At 43.6% G+C, this 21,233-nt stretch carries 19 protein-coding genes and 1 other annotated feature; of the genes, 16 read left to right on the plus strand and 3 right to left on the minus strand.

The annotated features are described in order from the left end of the window. The first annotated feature begins 1 nt into the window (after nt 1). The 6 genes from hemC to ysxE all read left to right on the plus strand — a co-directional run bounded on the left by hemC (nt 2) and on the right by ysxE (nt 6,973). A complete protein-coding gene (gene hemC / locus J7J00_RS22130; protein WP_214794646.1) occupies nt 2-934 on the plus strand; it encodes a hydroxymethylbilane synthase in 933 nt (310 codons plus the stop codon). Next, nucleotides 934-1,731 (plus strand): uroporphyrinogen-III synthase, encoded by a 798-nt coding sequence (locus tag J7J00_RS22135; RefSeq protein ID WP_214794648.1) that lies wholly within the window; start codon nt 934-936, stop codon nt 1,729-1,731. The genes hemC and J7J00_RS22135 overlap by 1 nt, the downstream gene beginning before the upstream one ends. Beyond that, on the plus strand, nt 1,728-2,720 hold the full coding sequence (gene hemB, locus J7J00_RS22140; protein ID WP_214794650.1) for a porphobilinogen synthase: 993 nt from the start codon (nt 1,728-1,730) through the stop codon (nt 2,718-2,720). The genes J7J00_RS22135 and hemB overlap by 4 nt, the downstream gene beginning before the upstream one ends. A gap of 41 nt (nt 2,721-2,761) precedes the next feature. Further along, a complete protein-coding gene (gene hemL, locus J7J00_RS22145) occupies nt 2,762-4,048 on the plus strand; it encodes a glutamate-1-semialdehyde 2,1-aminomutase (protein WP_214794652.1) in 1,287 nt (428 codons plus the stop codon). 355 nt (nt 4,049-4,403) lie between these two features. Next, nucleotides 4,404-5,807, plus strand: a complete 1,404-nt coding sequence (spoVID, locus tag J7J00_RS22150) for a stage VI sporulation protein D (RefSeq protein WP_214794654.1) — start codon at nt 4,404-4,406, stop codon at nt 5,805-5,807. A 95-nt stretch (nt 5,808-5,902) separates the two neighbouring features. Beyond that, nucleotides 5,903-6,973, plus strand: a complete 1,071-nt coding sequence (gene ysxE / locus J7J00_RS22155; RefSeq protein WP_309487224.1) for a spore coat protein YsxE — start codon at nt 5,903-5,905, stop codon at nt 6,971-6,973. Between the two features lie 56 nt (nt 6,974-7,029). Here the strand turns inward: ysxE and J7J00_RS22160 are convergent, their stop codons facing one another. Further along, entirely contained in the window at nt 7,030-7,221 is a 192-nt protein-coding gene (locus J7J00_RS22160; protein WP_098370063.1) for a hypothetical protein, read from the minus strand. 237 nt (nt 7,222-7,458) lie between these two features. After that, nucleotides 7,459-7,688: a binding site (T-box leader), on the plus strand. A gap of 43 nt (nt 7,689-7,731) precedes the next feature. Between J7J00_RS22160 and J7J00_RS22165 the strand changes: the two genes are divergently transcribed. Then, the gene (locus J7J00_RS22165) at nt 7,732-10,383 is read left to right on the plus strand and encodes a valine--tRNA ligase (protein WP_214794656.1); all 2,652 of its coding nucleotides are present in this window, start codon (nt 7,732-7,734) and stop codon (nt 10,381-10,383) included. Between the two features lie 73 nt (nt 10,384-10,456). Here J7J00_RS22165 and J7J00_RS22170 read toward each other — a convergent pair whose 3' ends face one another. Then, nucleotides 10,457-11,299 (minus strand): ATP-grasp domain-containing protein, encoded by an 843-nt coding sequence (locus J7J00_RS22170; protein ID WP_214794658.1) that lies wholly within the window; start codon nt 11,297-11,299, stop codon nt 10,457-10,459. Next, the gene (locus J7J00_RS22175) at nt 11,268-12,209 is read right to left on the minus strand and encodes an ATP-grasp domain-containing protein (RefSeq protein WP_214794660.1); all 942 of its coding nucleotides are present in this window, start codon (nt 12,207-12,209) and stop codon (nt 11,268-11,270) included. The genes J7J00_RS22170 and J7J00_RS22175 overlap by 32 nt, the downstream gene beginning before the upstream one ends. A 98-nt stretch (nt 12,210-12,307) precedes the next feature. On the opposite strand from J7J00_RS22175, the gene J7J00_RS22180 reads away from it, so the two are divergent. The 9 genes from J7J00_RS22180 (at nt 12,308) to minC (ending at nt 21,233) form a co-directional block, all read left to right on the plus strand. After that, the gene (locus J7J00_RS22180; protein WP_214794662.1) at nt 12,308-13,597 is read left to right on the plus strand and encodes a bifunctional folylpolyglutamate synthase/dihydrofolate synthase; all 1,290 of its coding nucleotides are present in this window, start codon (nt 12,308-12,310) and stop codon (nt 13,595-13,597) included. 613 nt (nt 13,598-14,210) lie between these two features. Further along, complete coding sequence (locus J7J00_RS22185; protein ID WP_214794664.1) at nt 14,211-14,963, plus strand: prepilin peptidase; 753 nt, start codon at nt 14,211-14,213, stop codon at nt 14,961-14,963. Nucleotides 14,964-15,270: 307 nt separating this feature from the next. Further along, nucleotides 15,271-16,239, plus strand: coding sequence for a hypothetical protein (locus tag J7J00_RS22190; protein WP_214794666.1), 969 nt, complete (start codon nt 15,271-15,273; stop codon nt 16,237-16,239). 193 nt (nt 16,240-16,432) lie between these two features. Beyond that, on the plus strand, nt 16,433-17,002 hold the full coding sequence (locus J7J00_RS22195; RefSeq protein WP_192205958.1) for a Maf family protein: 570 nt from the start codon (nt 16,433-16,435) through the stop codon (nt 17,000-17,002). A gap of 64 nt (nt 17,003-17,066) precedes the next feature. Beyond that, complete coding sequence (radC, locus tag J7J00_RS22200; protein WP_214794698.1) at nt 17,067-17,741, plus strand: RadC family protein; 675 nt, start codon at nt 17,067-17,069, stop codon at nt 17,739-17,741. Between the two features lie 149 nt (nt 17,742-17,890). Then, on the plus strand, nt 17,891-18,910 hold the full coding sequence (locus J7J00_RS22205; protein ID WP_034308871.1) for a rod shape-determining protein: 1,020 nt from the start codon (nt 17,891-17,893) through the stop codon (nt 18,908-18,910). 135 nt (nt 18,911-19,045) lie between these two features. Then, the gene (gene mreC, locus J7J00_RS22210; protein WP_214794668.1) at nt 19,046-19,918 is read left to right on the plus strand and encodes a rod shape-determining protein MreC; all 873 of its coding nucleotides are present in this window, start codon (nt 19,046-19,048) and stop codon (nt 19,916-19,918) included. Continuing rightward, on the plus strand, nt 19,915-20,433 hold the full coding sequence (gene mreD / locus J7J00_RS22215) for a rod shape-determining protein MreD (RefSeq protein ID WP_214794670.1): 519 nt from the start codon (nt 19,915-19,917) through the stop codon (nt 20,431-20,433). The genes mreC and mreD overlap by 4 nt, the downstream gene beginning before the upstream one ends. 116 nt (nt 20,434-20,549) lie before the next feature. After that, nucleotides 20,550-21,233, plus strand: a complete 684-nt coding sequence (gene minC / locus J7J00_RS22220) for a septum site-determining protein MinC (protein WP_063232834.1) — start codon at nt 20,550-20,552, stop codon at nt 21,231-21,233.

The following is a 21,233-nucleotide window of genomic DNA, read 5'->3' on the forward strand; positions in this document are numbered from 1 at the left end:
TATGAGAAAAATAATTGTCGGTTCTAGACGTAGTAAATTAGCGATCACCCAAACGAATTGGGTAATCGATCAACTTAAAGAGCTTGGGGTCCCATACGAGTTCGAGGTGAAGGAAATTGTCACAAAGGGTGACCAAATCCTTGATGTAACACTTTCCAAGGTAGGCGGAAAGGGCTTATTCGTTAAAGAAATCGAACAAGCGATGCTTGATAAAGAAATTGATATGGCCGTACATAGTATGAAAGATATGCCTGCTGTGCTGCCTCCAGGCTTGACGATTGGCTGCATACCACCGAGGGAGGACCATCGGGATGCCTTGATTTCAAAGAATCATGAAACCCTTTCCGAACTGAAGCCCGGTTCCATCATTGGTACAAGCAGCTTGCGACGTGGCGCGCAAATTTTGGCTAGAAGGCCGGACCTTGAAATTAAATGGATTCGGGGTAATATCGATACCCGTCTGAATAAGCTGAAAACGGAAGATTATGATGCCATCATTTTAGCAGCGGCCGGACTATCAAGAATGGGATGGGAGCAGGACATCGTAACGGAATTTTTAGATGAGGATATTTGCATTCCGGCAGTTGGACAAGGAGCACTTTCCATTGAATGCCGCGATGACGACAAAGAACTGCTGGCGGAACTTGCAAAATTGACCTGTGAAAAAACGAAAAGAACGGTTGAAGCGGAACGTGCCTTTTTGGATAAAATGGAAGGCGGATGCCAGGTGCCGATTGCCGGATTTGCGGTGGCAAAAGATAATGGATCCGTTTCGTTGACGGCTTTGGTCGCTGCCCCGGATGGAAAGGTGATTTATAAAGAAATGGTTGAGGGTGCTGATCCCGAGGCGGTTGGGCATGCTGCTGCCAAACAGATTAGTGAAATGGGCGGTAAAGAATTGATTGATCGCGTAAAAGAAGAGCTTGATCAGTAATGAATCCCGTTCAACCCCTTAAGGATTATCAGGTATTAATCACCAGAGGGAAAGGACAGGCAGATGGTTTAAAAGAGTCGATCGAAAAAAATGGCGGAACACCGCTTCTTGTGCCATTGCTTGAGTTCACTCTTCCTGATCATATGGAAGATGTACAACAGCGGTTAGAAGAGTTGCTTACATATGACTGGATCATTCTGACCAGTCAAAATGGGGTGGATTTCTTCTTTAAGCTACTTGGAAACCAGCCTTTGAAGCTTCCGAAAATAGCAGTAATCGGCTCCAAAACAGAAGCGGCCCTGAAACGGCATGGATATAAGGCGGATTTCGTTCCAGCTCAGTTTGTTGCCGAAGGGTTCGTGGCGGAGTTCAATACCCGGCTTGGTCCGGGGTCACGCGTGCTGCTGGCAAAGGGAAATCTCGCAAGGGCGGTCATTGCGGAGGCGATCAATGAAGCTGGTGCATCCTGTGATGAAGTGATTATTTATCATACAGTGCTTCCCCGAAGCAGTGAAAAAAAACTGGTGCATCTTATAAAGAACCATGAAATCGACATCATCACCTTTACGAGTTCATCGACAGTCAATCATTTTTTACAGATCATGAAACGCCATGAATTGGATACATACATAGATCGGATCATCATCGCCTGCATCGGGCCGATTGCCGCTAAAACGGCTGAAAAACATGGGCTATCCGTCGATGTCTGTCCAGATGTTTATACGACGGATGCCATGGTTGCGGAGTTAATACGCTTCATCTTAAAAAGAAGTAAAAAGGGAGGAACTTTAAAATGAAAAACATTCCATTCAATCGCCACCGCCGCTTGCGTGCAAGTGCTGGCATGAGGGCATTAGTCCGTGAAACACAATTGCATAAAGAGGATTTGATCTATCCGATCTTCGTCATCGACGGGGAAAATGTGAAAAATGAAATCAACTCTATGCCAGGCATCTATCAGCTATCCATGGATAATCTGGGGGCCGAAATGGATGAAGTCGTGAGTCTGGGAATTAAATCAGTCATTTTATTCGGTGTCCCTTTTGATCATGATAAGGACGAACAGGGCACAGGGGCATTTCATCACAACGGACTTGTGCAAGCGGCAACCCGCTTTATTAAAAAACAATATCCTGAAGTTATTGTCATTGCGGATACCTGCCTTTGTGAGTATACAAGCCATGGCCATTGCGGGGTCGTTGAAGGGGAAAAAATCCTCAATGACGCTTCTCTTGACCTTCTTGCCAAAACGGCAATCAGCCAGGCAGAGGCCGGCGCCGATATTATTGCGCCTTCCAATATGATGGACGGTTTCGTTGCGGCTATCCGTACAGGACTAGATGAAGCGGGTTATGAAGATATTCCGATCATGTCCTATGCGGTGAAATATGCTTCGGCCTTTTACGGCCCATTCCGTGATGCTGCGAATGGTGCGCCACAATTTGGTGACAGGAAAACTTACCAAATGGATCCCGCCAATCGCCTTGAAGCGTTCCGTGAGGCTGAATCCGATGTTGCTGAAGGTGCGGACTTCCTAATCGTGAAACCAGCCCTTTCCTACATGGACATCATCAGGGACGTTAAGAATAACTTTAATCTTCCGGTTGTTTCCTATAATGTCAGCGGTGAATATTCAATGGTTAAGGCTGCTGCCCAAAATGGCTGGATTGATGAAAAAGCGATAGTGATGGAAATGCTGACAGGCTTGAAACGCGCAGGTTCCGACTTGATCATTACGTATTTTTCAAAAGAGGTAGCACGCTGGATAAACGAAGATAATCAATGATATAAAAAATATAACCTGTAATGGAAAAAGGGGATTGAATCATGCGGTCATATGAAAAATCGAAAAAAGCGTTTGCCGAAGCAAAAAATTTGATGCCAGGCGGCGTGAACAGCCCGGTGCGTGCCTTCAAATCTGTGGATATGGATCCCATTTTCATGGAGCGTGGAAAAGGCTCAAAAATGTATGATATCGATGGAAATGAATATATCGACTATGTTCTTTCATGGGGACCGCTTATCCTGGGTCACACGAATGACCGTGTCGTGGAATCATTGAAAAAGGTAGCGGAAACAGGTACAAGCTTTGGAACTTCTACGCTTATAGAGAATGAACTGGCCAAGTTGGTCATTGAACGGGTGCCTTCGATTGAAATGATCCGGATGGTATCTTCAGGAACTGAAGCGACGATGAGTGCACTAAGGCTGGCACGAGGCATTACAGGCCGTGATAAAATCCTGAAATTCGAAGGTTCCTATCATGGCCATGGCGATTCATTGCTAATCAAAGCGGGTTCAGGCGTTGCAACATTAGGTTTACCGGATAGCCCTGGAGTACCGGAAGGCATTGCAAAAAATACGATTACCGTAGCATATAATGATCTTGCTGCCACCAAATATGCGTTTGAACAATTTGGCGAAGACATCGCTTGTATCATCGTAGAACCTGTTGCAGGGAACATGGGCGTGGTTCCGCCACAACCTGGTTTCCTCGAAGGCTTACGTGAAGTGACGACCCAATACGGGGCTCTATTGATCTTTGACGAAGTTATGACAGGGTTCCGTGTGGGCTATAATTGTGCACAAGGCTATTTTGGCATCGTTCCTGATCTGACTTGCCTTGGGAAAGTAATTGGCGGCGGCTTGCCTGTCGGAGCATTCGGAGGCAAGCGTGAATTCATGGAACAAATTGCCCCAAGTGGGACAATCTATCAAGCAGGGACATTGTCTGGTAACCCTCTTGCGATGACGGCTGGCCTTGAAACGCTGAGCCAATTGACTCCAGAATCCTATGATGAGTTCACCCGAAAAGGGGATATGCTCGAAAAAGGAATTGGCGAAGCAGCGGAAAAGTACGGAGTTCCCCATACATTCAACCGTGCCGGTTCCATGATTGGACTTTTCTTTACTAATGAAGAAGTCGTAAACTATGATACAGCTAAAACATCCGACTTAGAATTCTTTGCTTCTTACTATAGGGAAATGGCGAATCAAGGCATCTACTTGCCGCCATCACAGTTTGAAGGTTTATTTCTTTCCACTGCACATAGTGATGAAGATATCGAAAAGACCATTGCAGCGGCAGAACAGGCTTTTGCAAAATTGAAATAATGATGCAAGGCTTCATGAATTTCCGCTATATTCGATAATAATAAATTTGAACTGGCTACCATTTTTCCAAAAACTTTTGGAGAAAGGTAGCCAGTTTTTTTGAATTTAATCAGTAAATGGAAGAAACGAATCAAAAGCTAGGAGGACGAATTAATTGGTAGAAGTCCCGAATGAAGATAGGCCGGGCCGATTGTTACAATCCAGCTTAATTTCAGCCTGAAAATTGAATCTCCTTCTTTTTAAAGGGCTAATATAAGGAGTATTGCAAATGAAATGAAGGAATAATCAGCTTCCTTCCTTCATAGATTGATATTGGTATAGGTACCGTTTCCTGAAGCTGAAAGGAGGAGTTGTCTTGTCGCAAGAAAATGAATCGTATTTACGATTTTCTTTAGAGGAATCCGTTTGGTTCCAGAAGGGACAGGAAGTGGCTGAGCTATATTCCATTTCCCTTGATCCAAATGTGGCGATTCAAGAAAGTGATCAATATGTTTATATACGAGGCTCGTTAGATTTAAGCGGTGAATACAAAGGCTCGCAAAATGGTGAAGAAGAGGAGTTTTCGCAGACCTTTTTGCCAAAAGCGGTTCAAAAGGTCGAGAGGCATCTCGATGGACTTAATGAGTTCACACACCGTTTTCCGGTTGATATAACGATTCCGAATAATCGGATTGCCTCATTGGATGAGGTAGATGTCTCGATTCAAAGCTTTGATTATGCCATGCCAGAGCATAACTGTTTGAAATTGCAGGCGGACCTTTTGATAACCGGAATCTATAATGATTCATATGTGGAAGAACGTTTCGATACCGACCAGGAAGTTGGGGAAACAGAGGAACAGGAAGAAACGGATGGGGAGAATGAGTCATATATTCCTTATGCAGCTGCAGTGCCGCCAATCCCGGACTTTCAGCCTGTTTTCCGCGATGAGGAGGAAGAAGAGTTATACACGCCTTTTTCTGCAGAAGCAAAACGAGTTTCTGAAGCAAACGAAGAAGAAGAAGAGGAACCGATTTATTTAAGCGATCAGCATAATGCCCCAGTTTTTGAAATGCCCGTTTCACCGTATCCTGAAGAGGAGGAGTGGGAAACGGAAGTGCATAGAGAGGAAGAAGCTGTAGAAGAAGATGTAATTGGCGATCCGCCTGAATCCACGGAAAAGGTACCTTCAATGGGAGAGGCGAAACTGGAGGAAGTACCAAGCAGGCAGGATTCCATGGAGAAGATGGAGATTCCTAAGGTGACATTGAGAGAAGAAGTAGTAGAAGAGCCAAGTCATGCTACCAAGCATCAAAATAGCCCAGTTTCAAATTTTGAAACCGAGGATGTCATCCGGCAGGGAGAAAATGACGTTGCAGCGGGTCCTATCCTTAATGAGAATGTGAAGGTGGAGCAGGAAGAGGAATTCAATTCGTCCATAAGCGATCTATTCAAAAAGAGGGAAAGACCTGCGCCTCCGGCTAAGGAGGGTAAGAATTTCAAAGGCAGGAAACAAGCCGCGGAACGTGATGATAAAGAAACGGCCGATCATGATGAAAAGCAGCTATCCATCATGGATTTATTCGGACGGAAACAAGAAGAAGAACTGGTAAGAATGAAGGTTTGCATTGTTCAGCAAGGGGAAACGCTTGATGACTTGGCTCAACGATATGATGTTACGGTTCAATCGATACTTTTCAGCAATGAATTGGAGTCGAATCAGAACGTCCATGAAGGGCAAGTCATCTATATACCGAAGGCTGTTGCATATAAGAATTGACCAGGACAGAGAGCAGAGCATATGGTCTGCTCCTGTTTTTTAGGTGCTAGAGGAATCGGATCGTTTAGTTTTTTTAGAGAAAGTGAGTGAGTCTCGTGAGGGAAAACGAGAATCAGCAGCCTGCCAATCGGGATCGGGACGCGGAGACCGTATTGAAGGAATATGCCATGTATGTACAATATATTGAGGACTTCGGACGTGTAAAAAAAATATACAGTGATCGCGGTACATTTGCCTTGAAATCCATGTTACCGCAGAATGGCATTGATTTTATCAAAAATGTTCAAAAATTGTACCATCGAGGCTATAACCGGATCGTTCCCATTTATCAAACGATGGATCAGCGTTACGCCGTTCTTCATAATGGACGTTTGTATTACCTGATGCCCTGGCTCAATAATGAAGGGGACGGGGAGCGCGATGAAAAACATAAGCAAATGTTCAGGGAGCTTGCTCGGATGCATACACTTTCCGTTAAGGAAATACAAGTGGATATCGAGGAACGGGAAGCCCATTATGAGCGGACGCTTGATGCCTGGAATAACGAGAAGGACTTTATGGATGAGTATATTGTCAGCTGTGAAAAGAAGTGGTATATGTCTCCATTCGAACTGACGGTTTGTTCTTTCTACACTGATATTTCACAAGCGCTGAAGTACTCGATCAAGAAGTTTGAAACCTGGTATGAAAAAACGAAGGATAGTGAAAAGGTTCGAACCGTGGTCACGCACGGAAAGGTTTCCATGAAGCATTTCGTTTATGATGAGCGGGGATATGGCTACTTCATCAATTTTGAGAATTCGAATACGGCTCCGCCGCATTTTGATTTACTGCCATTTCTCGTTAAATCGGCAAGGACCTATCCTGTCCAATGCGATGACTGCGTTGACTGGCTATATAACTATTTTCGTTATTTTCCGTTGAAAGAAGAAGAATTGCTGCTCATGCAAAGTTATCTGGCATTCCCTGGGTCAGCTTTGGAATTAGTGAAGGGTTACTCAGATGGCAGGGGTCATCGTTCAGAGCTTGATAATGTTACACAACTGCAGCGGCAATTTTGGCTTTTGAAAAATATTGAATATATGGTGATGAAAATCGAAGAAATCGAACAGCAGAAAAAGGCTGCTGCCGAGGCTGCCAAAGAAGAACAATCACCCTCAAGCTAAATATACATGATTGGATTATCTCCAGTCATGTATATTTTTTTGCTGTAAGGGAATACTTAAATCCAGTCGAAATACAAAGACATGGCCAGGAAAATAAAGGCGATTAGCAGGAGCATATCGAAGAAAGTCGGGAAAATCAGCGTACGTAATCCTTGGAACACAATAAAGGGGAAGATGAACTGCTGGCAGACACCGCGGAATTTCTTCACCCAAGGCGGTAAAGTATAGGGAGTATATCTTCGCTTCATATTATTACCTTCCTTTTTAGGACTTCTTTTTATTCTATGGGTGGGCAGTGGAAAAGGTGAAACAGGTGAAACAGCCGTCACATTCACTGTTCCTGGAGGATAAAATAAAGAATATGAACTTGATTTGTATCAAATGGGATGATTCCTCAGAAAGTAAGCGAAAAGATGATTGACTGGAGCCCCATGTTTTTTGTACTATATACTATATGCATTCAATGATTTTACATATGAATATAAATCAATGCAAAGACCGGAAATAGTAAGATGAAATGCACTTTTCAGAGAGGAAACCAAATTGGTGCGAGGTTTCCAGGCAGCAGCATCCGAAGTCGTCCGCGAGCAGTCTTCGTGAACCTCTTAGTAGCGAAGGCCGGTGAAGAGCCGTTATCCGATATTGAGAGCCGAAAGAGATTTTTTTATTTTTCGGAAAAAAGGTGGCACCGCGAACAACTTCCTTCGTCCTTTTATGATGATGGAAGTTTTTTTTATGCCCAAAAAGGAGGAAATGTTATGGAAGAGAACCAAATTTCTATGCCGACTAAATATGATCCGCAGACGATAGAGAAAGGCCGCTACAAATGGTGGCTTGATGGAAAGTTTTTCGAAACGACGGGTGACGATAAAAAAGAACCTTATACGATTGTCATCCCGCCGCCTAACGTGACAGGTAAGCTTCATCTTGGCCACGCTTGGGATACGACGCTTCAAGATATATTGACACGCATGAAGAGGATGCAAGGCTATGACGTTTTATGGTTACCGGGCATGGACCATGCCGGTATCGCCACTCAAGCGAAAGTAGAACAGAAACTTCGTGCTGAAGGCGTGAGCCGTTATGACCTTGGGCGAGAAAAATTCGTCGAAGAGACATGGAAATGGAAAGAGGAATATGCGAGCCATATCCGTGAACAATGGTCGAAGCTCGGTCTTGGACTTGATTACACACGTGAACGCTTCACTCTTGATGAAGGGCTTTCAAAGGCTGTGCGCGAAGTGTTTGTTTCGCTTTATAACAAGGGCTTGATTTATCGCGGCGAATACATCATCAACTGGGATCCATCAACGAAAACGGCGTTATCCGATATCGAGGTTATTTACAAAGATGTGCAGGGCGCATTTTACCATATGAAATATCCTTTGGTTGACGGATCAGGTGAAATTGAAATTGCCACCACCCGTCCAGAAACGATGCTTGGCGATACTGCTGTTGCTGTACACCCTGAAGATGACCGTTATAAACACTTGATCGGCAAAATGGTCCGCTTGCCAATTACAGGCCGGGAAATCCCGATTGTCGGTGATGATTATGTCGATATGGAATTCGGTTCAGGCGCGGTCAAAATTACTCCGGCTCATGATCCGAATGACTTCGAAATCGGGAACCGTCACGATTTGGAACGCATCCTTGTCATGCATGAAGATGGCTCTATGAATGAAAAGGCCGGTAAATATGACGGCATGGACCGTTTTGAATGCCGGAAACAAATCGTCAAGGACCTTCAGGAAGAAGGAGTACTTTTCAAAATCGAAGATCACCTTCACTCAGTCGGCCATTCAGAGAGAAGCGGTGCTGTTGTTGAACCATATCTTTCGACTCAATGGTTCGTTAAAATGCAGCCTTTGGCTGATGCATCCGTTGAGCTTCAAAAAGGAACCGATGAGGAAAAAGTTCATTTCGTACCGGACCGTTTCGAAAAAACGTACCTGCATTGGATGGAAAATATCCGTGACTGGTGCATTTCCCGTCAGCTTTGGTGGGGTCACCGCATTCCAGCCTGGTACCATAAAGATACAGGTGAAGTGTATGTAGGTCACGAAGAGCCTGCGGACGCTGAAAACTGGGAACAAGATACAGATGTTCTTGATACATGGTTCAGCTCGGCATTATGGCCGTTCTCGACTATGGGCTGGCCAGACAAGGACAGTGTCGATTTCCAACGCTACTATCCAACCGGGGCACTTGTGACAGGCTATGATATCATTTTCTTCTGGGTATCGCGGATGATTTTCCAAGCTCTTGAGTTCACGGGTGAACGTCCATTTGAAGATGTGCTGATCCACGGTCTGGTTCGTGACGAACAGGGGCGCAAGATGAGTAAATCGCTTGGCAATGGTGTCGATCCGATGGATGTAATCGATCAATACGGTGCCGATTCGCTGCGTTACTTCTTATCCACGGGCAGCTCGCCAGGCCAGGACCTTCGTTATAGCACGGAAAAAGTGGAAGCGGTTTGGAACTTCTCCAATAAGATTTGGAACGCATCCCGTTTTGCTTTGATGAACATGAACGGCATGACTTATGAAGAAATCGATTTAAGCGGTGAGAAGTCTGTAGCTGATAAATGGATCTTGACGCGTTTGAATGAAACGATTTCAAACGTAACCAGACTTGCGGACCGTTATGAGTTTGGTGAAGTGGGCCGTGTGCTTTACAACTTCATTTGGGATGATTTCTGTGACTGGTATATTGAAATGGCGAAGCTTCCACTATATGGCGAAGACGAAGCAGCTAAGAAAACGACGCGCTCGATCTTGGCTTATGTACTGGATAACACGATGAGATTGTTACACCCGTTCATGCCATTCATTACCGAAGAAATCTGGCAGAACCTACCGCATCAAGGTGAGTCCATCACTGTTGCTGCTTGGCCGGAAGTGAATGAAGGGTTGACGGATACAGCTGCAGCCGAGGAAATGAAGCTGCTGGTTGAAATCATCCGCTCTGTCCGTAATATCCGTGCTGAGGTGAACACACCGCTAAGCAAAAAAATCAATTTGATCTTAAAAGCGAAAGATGAGTCCATTTTAGGGACATTACAGAAAAACAGCAGCTATATCGAGCGTTTCTGTAATCCTGAGCAATTGACGATCGGAATCGAAGTCGAAGAACCTGCTCAAGCCATGACAGCTGTCGTAACTGGCGTAGAGCTAATCCTTCCGCTTACAGGACTGATCAATATTGACGAAGAAGTGAAACGTCTTGAAAAAGAACTCGACAAACTTAATAAAGAAGTTGAGCGCGTACAGAAAAAATTGGGCAACGAGGGCTTCGTTAAAAAGGCACCGGCAAGCGTCATCGAAGAAGAACGTGCCAAGGAAAAAGATTATAGCGAAAAACGCGACTCTGTAATCCACAGGATCAGTGAACTGAAACAACTATAAAACAAAAGGATGAACCAGCTTGAAGCCGGTTCATCCTTTTTGTGTTTAAACGCTATTTAAGAAAAATATTCCGTTAGGGGGATATTCTTTCTTTTATGAATGTAAGGTACTCCCGTACGATATTCATATCGCTTAGTGCACTTAATGTCCGGCTGCCGACGACATCCTCGATTTCGTTGAGCATGAGGCTGCCATCTTCCGCAAATATGAAATCGATACCGACCATGCCAAAATCAAATGACCTCATTACTCTTTCAACAAGGGCTAATTCAGAAGCAGTCAGCTCATATAGAGAAGCCGATCCGCCCAGCGTATAATTTGCCTTGAAACTGGAAGCGGACTCCCTAAGTACAGCAGCCTTCACTTTTTTTCCAACCACAAAGACGCGGATATCCCTACCGAATAAGCCAGGTTTTTGGACTATCCAATGTCCATCATTCAGTTCGGCAAGATCATCGGCATGCTCGATTAAATATACTTGTTTCCCGCCGCGGCCACGTGTTTCCTTAGCAATGAAAGGGAACTCCATGTCATCGGCACTCGGCCTCCCGTTACAATATACGGTATCGGCCATTGGAATCCCGAGCGAGGACAAATATTGATGCGTCTTTGCTTTGTCATTCGCGATTTCCGATACGAAGGAGGAGTTAAAGCAAGCAATCCCCAGTTGCTCAAGTTGCTTTGTAAAAAAAGGGTCGATGGTCCGGACGATAGCAAAGTCCGGCAATGAAATTGGCTGTGTCCCATGTTCCACGTACAACTCGTTGAAACGATGACCGATCCTAAGGTCTTCCCGAAAGTGAAAGTGTAAATCAAGATTAAGCTTACTTGCTTCGTCAAGCATCCAATCTATGTATCCCTTGTTTTTCAAGGCATCCTCACGGTTATAAATCAACCAGCCTGCTTGTTTTTTCATTAGATGCACTTCCTTTTCCTAATTCTTTAAAGATATAATCGAACATGCTATCAGCGATGTTGATGCCTGTACATTCATAAATATTCAGTAAATGCGAATTCGAATTCACTTCGCACAAAAGCGGACCTTCTTCACCGAACAACAAATCGACGCCAGCGAAGTCGGCACCCAGTATTTGTGCACATCGGATGGCAAGTTGTGCTTCTTCACTTGTGGGTATATATGGTGCAGCCTGCCCCCCGGCAGTCATATTAGCTCGGAAGTCTTGCTCGGAATGGCGTTGCATCGCTGCTATGACTTGATTGCCCACGACATTCACACGAATATCCCGACCTTTGCTGTGCTCGATGAATTCCTGGAGTATAAATGGTTTGTGGCCAAGATTACGGATCGTCTTTAGTAACTCATCCTCTGCTTGGATTAAATATACTTGTTCCCCAAAAGAACCGTATGCTTCTTTAACGACAAGGGGATACCCAAGTTCATTGCCGATTTGTATGAAAGCATCCATATTGACCCTTTCAATCCCTTCGTACGTAAAAGGGGGAAATATGGTTTTCGGCATCGGTATGCCATGCCCGGTCAATGCTTGATGTGTTTTTGCTTTGCTGTCGCAAATATCGATCGCTGTACTGCTGTTATATACGGGGATGCCGAGCAATTCCAAATGGCGCGCCAAATGAATGTCTTTATCCATGAATAGGACAAAGTCAGGCAGCTTATCAAAGGCACCTTTAAGCAGTGGCACCCCTTTTTCGATAATGGGAATGAGATCTGAATTGCGGATAAGGGTTGCCATGATATCTTTCCTTTCAGCCGCCTCTTTAATGAACAAAGCCAAACTGGAAAACTTATCATGCTGTAAATAGCCGTTAACGACAATCCAACAGTGGAAATCTGAAGGTTTCATAGTAAAACACTACCTTTCATCTAGGTTAATCGTTCATATATTGATAAAATAATCTTAACGCATAAGAGCGGTATAAAGAAAGAGGAGGCTCAACGATTATGGTTACAACCATGAAAGAAATCAATCATTTTTTTGAACGGCGCCAAGTTCAATTGGGCATGAATTTTGGCCTATCACGGATGGAAGCATTGTTAACTGAATTAGGTGACCCGCATAAGGCGCTAAAGTATATTCACATTGCAGGATCCAACGGGAAAGGATCAACACTGCAATATATTAAAGAAATCCTGCTTGCCCAAGGCATTCGGGTCGCTTCCTTCACTTCGCCTTATTTAATACGGATGAATGAGCAGCTGAAGATAAATGAGGATGAAATCAGTGATAAGGATATTATCGCTGTCTTCCGGGAGCTTTGGCCGATCATCCAAGAGATGGACAGGGAGGGTAATGGTCCCACTCAGTTCGAAATTTTGACTGCGATGGCATTCTCTTATTTTAGCAAAAAGGAAGTGGATTTGGTTTTGATGGAAACCGGTTTGGGAGGCAGGCTCGATACAACGAATGTCATCCAGCCGTTTCTTTCGATCATTACCTCGATTTCTTTGGAACATACGAACATCCTGGGAAACACACTTGGGGAAATTGCTTTTGAGAAGGCGGGCATCATTAAAAGCGGTGCGCCGATCATCAGCGGAGTCACAGCCGGGGAACCAGCAAAAGTAATTGAAGAAAAAGCGTCGTCATTAGGCGTACCTTATTACCAATTAGGCAAAGACTTTCATGTAGGCAAAATAAAGCAAAGTGAACGAGGGCAAAGTTTCTCCTTTTCGCTTGCAGACAGGTCCATCGAAAATGTGGAAATGCGGATGTTAGGCCGTCATCAAATGGAGAATGCGGCACTGGCCATTGCTGCTGTCACATTAGGAATGGAAAATATCGATGAAAAAAGCATACTTAAAGGAATAGGGGGAGCGAAATGGGATGGCCGCTTTGAAAAAATATCGGATGAGCCGTTGGTGATCATTGATGGTGCACATAATCCTGCCGGCATCGACGTACTGAAGGAAACGCTAAAAGTGCATTACCCTGACTATAAGTACCGATTCATATTCAGTTCATTTAAAGATAAAAATTATTCCGAGATGCTTCATGGACTGGAAACGGAAGCGATGGAAATCATCATTACCGAATTCGACCATGAACGGGCGGCGGATGCGAAAACGCTTTATGAAAAGTGCAGTCATCCAAATAAAAGGATAAACAGGGATTGGCAGGCGGCAATAACGGAAGGCAGAAGGAAAACAAGGGGAAAAGAGATCCTTGTTATCACAGGGTCCCTTCATTTCCTTTCACTTGTAAGGGAGTTCCTAATCAAAGAAGATGCCTAAAGGGATGTGCCTTTACCGGCGGACTAATTAATTTTCCCGAATGCATATTTAGAAAGCATCCTCTTCACCTCAAGTTTTATTAATTCCATTTTTTAAACAATAAAGACTTTAGGCAAAAGGGTTCTATCTATAAGTTAAAACAATGTTGATTGGAGCGGGTGTTCGAGACTCCTGCGGGAACAGCGAGTCCAGGGGAGACCCCGCAGGCGCAAAGGCGCCGAGGAGGCTCACGGACCGCCCGCGGAAAGCGAGTGCCTCACGTTCCAATCAACGTTCAAATTGCACAAACGCCTATAGAAACTGTAGACAAACTCGGTTTTCATCGAGTTTGTCTACAGTCTGGGAAAGGGATCTTTTCAAAGGTCCTTTTCTCTTGTAAACAGAGTCTCTTGAAAAGAAAAAACGCTATTAGAGTGATTGATAACAAATCACCAAGTATATTTGTTAAAATATGTTTATATATTGATTCTATTTGACTGATGAATAGTAGAATCTACTTAATAAAATAACGGGAGGAATGATAATCATGAAGAACCGAAGTGATTATTACATAACGGAAGGGACTTTTAGGGTTTCAAAGAAAGGCAATCGAATCCCCATGCACTTTGTATAAATGATGGTAATCCATATCTATCTCTTCGTATTGGGCTTAATTTTAGGCTCATTCTTCAACGTTGTCGGTTTAAGTGTTCCAGCTAGTCATTCATTTGCAAATCGTCGCTCCGCCTGCCCTTCTTGCGGGCGTACATTGACATTCTTCGAGTTGATACCGGTTATTTCTTATATGTTGCAAGAAGGGAAATGCCGTGGCTGTAAAACAAGGATTTCACCCCTTTATCCGGCAGTGGAAATGCTGACCGGTGTTTTGTTTACCTCTGCCCCCATATTCCTTGGCTGGTCGAACGAACTCCTGATTGGCTGGACATTGATTTCATTATTTATGATCATCTTCGTGACTGATGTCGCCTATATGCTCATACCTGATAAAATACTGCTTTTCTTTACGGTGATTTTTATCGTTTTAAGAGTCTCATTTCCGCTGTCGCCCTGGTGGGATTCAATTGTCGGGGCAGCGGTTGGCTTTAGCCTGCTGCTATTGATCACTGTCGTGAGTAAGGGTGGCATGGGTGGCGGTGATATCAAGCTATTTGCAGTGATTGGCTTTGTACTGGGAATGAAGATGGTGCTATTATCGTTTCTTTTTGCGTGTTTTTATGGGGCATTCCTTGGCATCATCGGATTGCTGACCGGAATCCTAAAAAAGAAAACACTTTTTCCTTTCGGACCTTATATCGTTTTTGGGACATTGACTGCTTATTTTTGGGGCGATGCCCTTTTACATTGGTATGTAACTTTTTTAAGATGAGCTTAAAGGGCCATCCTAATCCAAGAGGAATTTGTCAAAAATCACCGGAACAATAGCAAAGTAGGGAACGATCCCCAAATGGCTGCAAGTGAAGATGGCATGAAAGAGGAATGTATGTAATTGGTGAGGGGCGATATTGAATGGTTCATGAACCGGAAGTACCAGTACCTGGATATCCCGTTTGGTTACCCATATATGATTAGGGAAATTTGACGAAACCTATTAATGACAAGACGACAAAAGTCTTGTTATTTTTTTTTACCTCTATGTTAGGATGAACAAAATGATCTGGAGGGGAGGAAAAAAATTGGGCAAGCCGGAACAAAGCAAGGGTGTAACGATTAAAATAAATGGGGAAGAAAAAGTATTTCCAGATAAAAAGATTGAAAGTCAAGAGGCGGCGAGTAAGGAGCAGGAACACACGGATGAGAGTTTCGAATGGATACTCCCTGAGGATTCAAACGAAAACAAAATCGTATTGGTTCCCTCACCGCCGAAGAAGAAAATGCCGAAGTTCATCGGTTTCGGCACCAGTTCGCTGAAAAGCTCGGATAACAGACCGATCAAGACATTCATGATTGCTGTCATTTGTGCCGTCTTTTTTGGGTCGATTCTTGGCTTGATCGCCGTTAAAACGATTACAAAGGAAAAAGCAGAAGTATCTTCGGTCGAGACCCCGATTCCAACGGAAGCCACTGTTGAGGATAAAAAAGCGGCAGTGACTGAACCAGGAAACCAGCTGAAGACATTCCTTGTACAGGGAGGAGTATTTAGCAGCGAGGATGCAGCAAGGCAAATACAAAAGAAAATCATTGAAAAGCAGGTTCCTGCTGAAATTTTCAAATTGGAAGACAGCTATTATCTATTCTTGGGATCGGCAGAGAGTCTAGCTGCAAGTAAGGAGCTGGCCTTGTTCTTAAAGTCCTATGATGTGGACGTATATTGGAAGGAAATCAATTTTGAAGCGGCCGGGACAAGCCAGGAAGATGAGAAAACCCTCGATAAGATGAAGGCAGTATACGCTTCGTTGGCAGAAACATCCGCAACAAAGCTTCGTGGAAAGGGAGGGACGGTAAACGAAGAAACCCTGAAAAAAAACATGGATGAACTGAAGGCGGTGAAATTATCGCCGGAGTTTTCGAAAATGAACGATGACCTGACTGCTGCCGCAAAGTCGATTGACGAATATGGGACTTCCAAAAATGAAGAAAAGTTATTCCAGGCTCAAGAAAGTCTGCTTGGTTTTTTATTGAATTTCCAAAACATATCGAGTTAAGTAAAGAAAAAAAGGGGAGCTGCCTAATGGCACAAGCTCCCCAATATGAAACCATCTGTGACACCTTTTTTATTTTCCGGGAAATACTTACAGGCATTTGTCGATTCCTAGTAAACAATAATTGTGGATTGCAACATAATTTGATAGGATAGATATTGTATCTCCCTATGTAAAGAAAGGTGACTTTTATATTATGCAGCCATTGATTTTAGCTTCTTCATCACCACGTCGTAAAGAACTTCTACAATTTCTTCAAATCCCCTTTGAAAGCATGAATTCCAATGTCGATGAAAGTATTGATGAAAACATGTGTCCTGATGCAGCGGTGAAAGAACTTGCCTCCCGTAAAGCGGAAGCAATCGCAGCAAAATTTCAGGAAAGCTGGGTGATCGGCTCGGATACGGTTGTTGTCCTTGATGGTGAGATATTGGGTAAGCCGACAAGCCGGGCGGATGGAAAAAGAATGCTGGAAATGTTATCAGGACGGACACATGAAGTATACACAGGTGTCGCCATCCTATTCGGCAAGCATCGCAGAGTATTCGCAGAAAAAACGGAAGTGACATTTTGGGAGCTGCCAGAAGCTGAAATCGAACGTTATCTGGATAGCGGTGAACCCTTTGACAAAGCTGGCGGCTATGGGATTCAAGGATACGGATCTCTTCTTGTCGAACAAATCAAAGGGGACTATTTCTCAGTCGTCGGGCTTCCGGTCTCAAGACTGGCCCGGGAACTTAAAGCGATGCAGGAAGAGTTAGGATAAGATAATTTGATTTCGTCTGGCATCTTCCCTTTTCTAAGGAAGGGTTGATCTTTTGAGCGAAAAAATGTTAATACGGGATTACCCGAAAGAAGAGAGGCCGCGCGAAAGGTTTCTGCAGGACGGGCCGCAAAGTCTCTCCAATCAGGAATTGCTTGCTTTGCTACTCAGGACGGGATCAAGGGAGGAATCAGTCCTGCAACTATCCGGCAGGCTCATCAATGCCTTCAAGGGCCTGCGCTTGCTAAAAGAAGCCTCTGTGGAAGAGCTGACCGTGATCAAAGGGATTGGTGAAGCAAAAGCGATTCAAATCCTGGCCTCTGTCGAACTTGGCAGGAGAATTAACAATTTGAATGATCAAGACCGTTATGTGATTCGATCTCCTGAAGATGGAGCCAATTATTGCATGGAAGAAATGCGGTTTTTATCACAGGAACATTTCGTCTGTCTCTATTTAAATACGAAAAATCAAGTGCTTCAAAAAACTACGGTATTCATCGGCAGCCTCAATGCCTCGATCGTGCATCCGCGCGAGGTCTTTAAAGAGGCTTTCAAAAGGTCCGCTGCCTCTATCATCTGTCTTCATAACCACCCCTCCGGAGACCCCTCTCCCAGCAGAGAAGATATTGAAGTGACGAAAAGGTTAGTCGAATGTGGTAAAATAATCGGGATTGAAATATTGGACCACATCATTATCGGGGAACATAAATATGTTAGTTTGAAGGAAAAAGGTTATTTATGACACTATCAAAATTTTTGACGATACGATATAATATTGTTTATGATTTTTAAAAGAGGAAACTTTTTCAAAGGGTCTTATTGTCAAAAAACGACAAATTATTATTTGAACTTATAAAAAGGCATTTTTGTTTACGAAAGGGAGATACCATAATGTTTGGAATTGGCGCTAGAGATATAGGGATTGATTTAGGAACGGCGAATACGCTTGTTTATGTGAAAGGAAAAGGTATCGCGGTACGTGAACCATCGGTTGTAGCTGTGCAAACAGATACAAAGCAAATCGTTGCAGTCGGAAACGATGCGAAAAACATGATCGGCCGTACACCTGGTAACGTGGTTGCCCTTCGCCCGATGAAGGATGGAGTAATTGCTGATTATGAAACGACGGCTACCATGATGAAGTACTATATGAAGGAAGCTCAAAAGAAGGGCGTATTCGGCAACAAGCCATATGTCATGATTTGTGTGCCTTCTGGAATTACGGCAGTTGAGCAGCGTGCAGTCATCGATGCAGCTAGACAAGCTGGAGCCCGTGACGCATATCCTATAGAAGAACCGTTTGCAGCAGCGATCGGTGCAGACCTTCCGGTTTGGGAGCCTACAGGAAGCATGGTCGTTGATATCGGCGGAGGAACGACGGAAGTGGCAATCATTTCCCTTGGCGGAATCGTTACAAGCCAATCGATCCGTATTGCCGGTGACGAAATGGATGATGCCATTATCGTTTACATCCGTAAGAACTACAATTTGATGATCGGTGAGCGGACTGCTGAAGCGATCAAAATGGAAATTGGTTCTGCTGGAGACACGGAAGGCGTCGAAAACATGGAAATTCGTGGACGTGACCTATTGACTGGATTACCGAAAACAATCGAAATCACAGCTGAGGAAATATCCAAAGCATTAAGCGACACAGTTTCTGCAATTGTGGATTCCGTGAAAAACACGTTAGAGAAAACACCACCTGAATTAGCCGCTGACATCATGGACAGAGGCATTGTATTGACAGGCGGGGGTGCTTTGCTGCGCAATTTGGATAAAGTCATCAGTGAAGAAACGCAAATGCCGGTGATCATCGCTGAAAATCCGCTGGATTGTGTTGCAATCGGAACGGGAAAAGCGCTTGACCACATTCATTTATTCAAGACTAAATCAAGAGATTCCCGATAAGCATTACTTCTCAAATAGGGCCGGCTCAACAAAAGGTGCAATTTTGAGCCGGTTTTTCTTATGTTTTGCAGTTTAATTAAATCAAAGTGTAATTTTAAAACCATAGAGTAAATTTTAGATAGAGGTGCAATCACCATGCCACAGTTTTTTAATAAAAAGCTCCTTCTCTTGCTCGTTAGTATTATCGTTCTCGTGGCATTGATCGGTTTTTCATTAAGGGAGAGAGAAGAGTTGACTTGGCCGGAGCAATTCCTGAAAGATACGACAGGCTGGGTAGGAAATGTGTTTAATAAGCCAGTATCGGGTATAACAGGTTTTGTAGGGGGCTTAAAAGACCTTCAACATACATACGATGAAAACAAAAAATTGAAAGCCCGCTTGGATGAATATGTATTATTGAAAACCCAAGTTCAAGATTTAAAGGAAGAAAATGAAGAACTTCGCGATAACCTCAAAAAAGAAGATGACCTGCGGAAGTATTCGCCCACTCAGGCTACGGTCATTGGACGTAATCCCGACCGCTGGCATGAAATGCTGACAATCAATAAAGGGAAGCGTAATGGGGTAGAAAAAAACATGGCAGTCATCACGTCCAATGGGTTAGTCGGTAAGGTGAAATCAGCGACGGATTTCACGGCCTCGGTTCAACTTTTAAGTTCGATCGATAAGGCCAACCGTGTCTCAGCCATCGTTCAAGGTGATGATAAAGCATATGGCTTGATTGAAGGATTCGATGATAAAAAGAACCTTTTGCTGATGAAACGGATTCCATATGATAAAAAGATCAAGAAAAATTCATTGGTCATCACATCCGGTTATGGAGGGATCTTTCCGAAAGGTCTGCTGATCGGGAAAGTTGTCGATGTCAAAGTGGATCAATATGGATTGAACCAGACCGCATATATTGAACCTTCGACGGATTTTTATGATATTAATAATGTTATGGTCGTTCAGCGCGAAGTGAACGGTGTACCGAAAGAAAGTGAAGGGGAGGATGAAGCTGAGTGAGATATTTCATCCTTTCTTTTATAGCCTTGGTTTTTTTTGTTTTTGAAAGCATCTTCGCCCAGATGTTTGCTGGAGATGCATTCGGGTCCGATAAAATCCTCGTGCCCCATTTCATGATGATTTTCGTTTTTTTCCTGACCATGTACGGGTCCAGGAGAATGGGTATGCTTTATGGGGCGATTCTTGGGTTGACTTATGATGTTGTATATACGGAAATCCTTGGGACTTACATGTTCCTGCTGCCTTTTCTTGCCTATCTGATATCGAAAAGTATGAAAATCCTGCAAAATAATATTTTGATTGCCTGCCTTACTGCGCTTTTATTCACGGCAATTTTAGAGGTCGTCATTTTTCAGATGAATATCATCCTATCTTTTGCAGATATGGGATTTGGTGAATTTGCGGAACGGAGATTGATTCCGACATTATTATTGAATCTAGCGTTCATTATCATCAGCTGCTATCCTTTAAAGAGAATGATTGAAAAGCTTGATTTGCAAAGAGAAACGGAATAACGTTCCTGTGTCTTAAGAAGCAGGTGGGAAATGTATTTTCTCTTTTCCGTGTACGTAGAAAAAGGAAATTTGTTTTCCTATGTCGAATTATATTTCATTGAGGTGAAACAAACGTCATGAATAAAAGAATTCAGCAAAATGTCATGATTAAGGGAACAAAAGACGGGTTTATGCTTCATCTCGATGATTCTTGCTCATTTTCCGAATTATTGAAAGAGTTAGAAGTGAAGCTTTCGGCAAACTATCAGTTTCAAGAAAATGACCCGTCCATTTCCGTAAAAGTACATACAGGGAACCGCTATCTTGATGAACAACAAGAAGAAAAGATTAAAGAGGTCATCCATAAAAAGAAGAAGCTTTTCGTGGATGAGATGATTTCGAATGTCCTGACGAAGGATGAAGCGAAACGATGGAAAGATGAAAACCAAGTGACGACCGTGACCAAGGTCATAAGGTCGGGACAGGTTTTTGAAGTTCCCGGAGACTTACTTTTAATTGGGGATGTCAATCCCGACGGAACGGTTCGTGCGGGTGGCAACATATATATCATGGGACAGCTAAAGGGAATAGCCCATGCCGGTTATAAAGGGAATAATGAGGCCATAATAGCAGCCTCTGTCATGAAGCCTGCCCAACTGCGCATTGCCGGACAAGTGAATTTATCTCCTGACCAATATACGAAATGGGGACATGACTTGGAATGCGCCTTCATGGATGAAGAAGAAAATATCATTATAGAAAAACTGCAAGTCTTAAAGAAATATAGACCTAATTTAAATAGATTAGAAGGGGGTCTCTAA

This window comes from Bacillus sp. ISL-4, assembly GCF_018613275.1.
Lineage (GTDB): Bacteria > Bacillota > Bacilli > Bacillales > DSM-1321 > Peribacillus > Peribacillus simplex_E.

Coding starts and splice junctions, on each gene's coding strand:
- hemC (WP_214794646.1), top strand. CDS start 2: ATGAGAAAAATAATTGTCGGTTCTAGACGTAGTAAATTAGCGATCACC.
- J7J00_RS22135 (WP_214794648.1), top strand. CDS start 934: ATGAATCCCGTTCAACCCCTTAAGGATTATCAGGTATTAATCACCAGA.
- hemB (WP_214794650.1), top strand. CDS start 1,728: ATGAAAAACATTCCATTCAATCGCCACCGCCGCTTGCGTGCAAGTGCT.
- hemL (WP_214794652.1), top strand. CDS start 2,762: ATGCGGTCATATGAAAAATCGAAAAAAGCGTTTGCCGAAGCAAAAAAT.
- J7J00_RS22160 (WP_098370063.1), bottom strand. CDS start 7,221: ATGAAGCGAAGATATACTCCCTATACTTTACCGCCTTGGGTGAAGAAA.
- J7J00_RS22165 (WP_214794656.1), top strand. CDS start 7,732: ATGGAAGAGAACCAAATTTCTATGCCGACTAAATATGATCCGCAGACG.
- J7J00_RS22170 (WP_214794658.1), bottom strand. CDS start 11,299: ATGAAAAAACAAGCAGGCTGGTTGATTTATAACCGTGAGGATGCCTTG.
- J7J00_RS22175 (WP_214794660.1), bottom strand. CDS start 12,209: ATGAAACCTTCAGATTTCCACTGTTGGATTGTCGTTAACGGCTATTTA.
- J7J00_RS22180 (WP_214794662.1), top strand. CDS start 12,308: ATGGTTACAACCATGAAAGAAATCAATCATTTTTTTGAACGGCGCCAA.
- J7J00_RS22185 (WP_214794664.1), top strand. CDS start 14,211: ATGATGGTAATCCATATCTATCTCTTCGTATTGGGCTTAATTTTAGGC.
- J7J00_RS22195 (WP_192205958.1), top strand. CDS start 16,433: ATGCAGCCATTGATTTTAGCTTCTTCATCACCACGTCGTAAAGAACTT.
- radC (WP_214794698.1), top strand. CDS start 17,067: ATGTTAATACGGGATTACCCGAAAGAAGAGAGGCCGCGCGAAAGGTTT.
- J7J00_RS22205 (WP_034308871.1), top strand. CDS start 17,891: ATGTTTGGAATTGGCGCTAGAGATATAGGGATTGATTTAGGAACGGCG.
- mreC (WP_214794668.1), top strand. CDS start 19,046: ATGCCACAGTTTTTTAATAAAAAGCTCCTTCTCTTGCTCGTTAGTATT.
- minC (WP_063232834.1), top strand. CDS start 20,550: ATGAATAAAAGAATTCAGCAAAATGTCATGATTAAGGGAACAAAAGAC.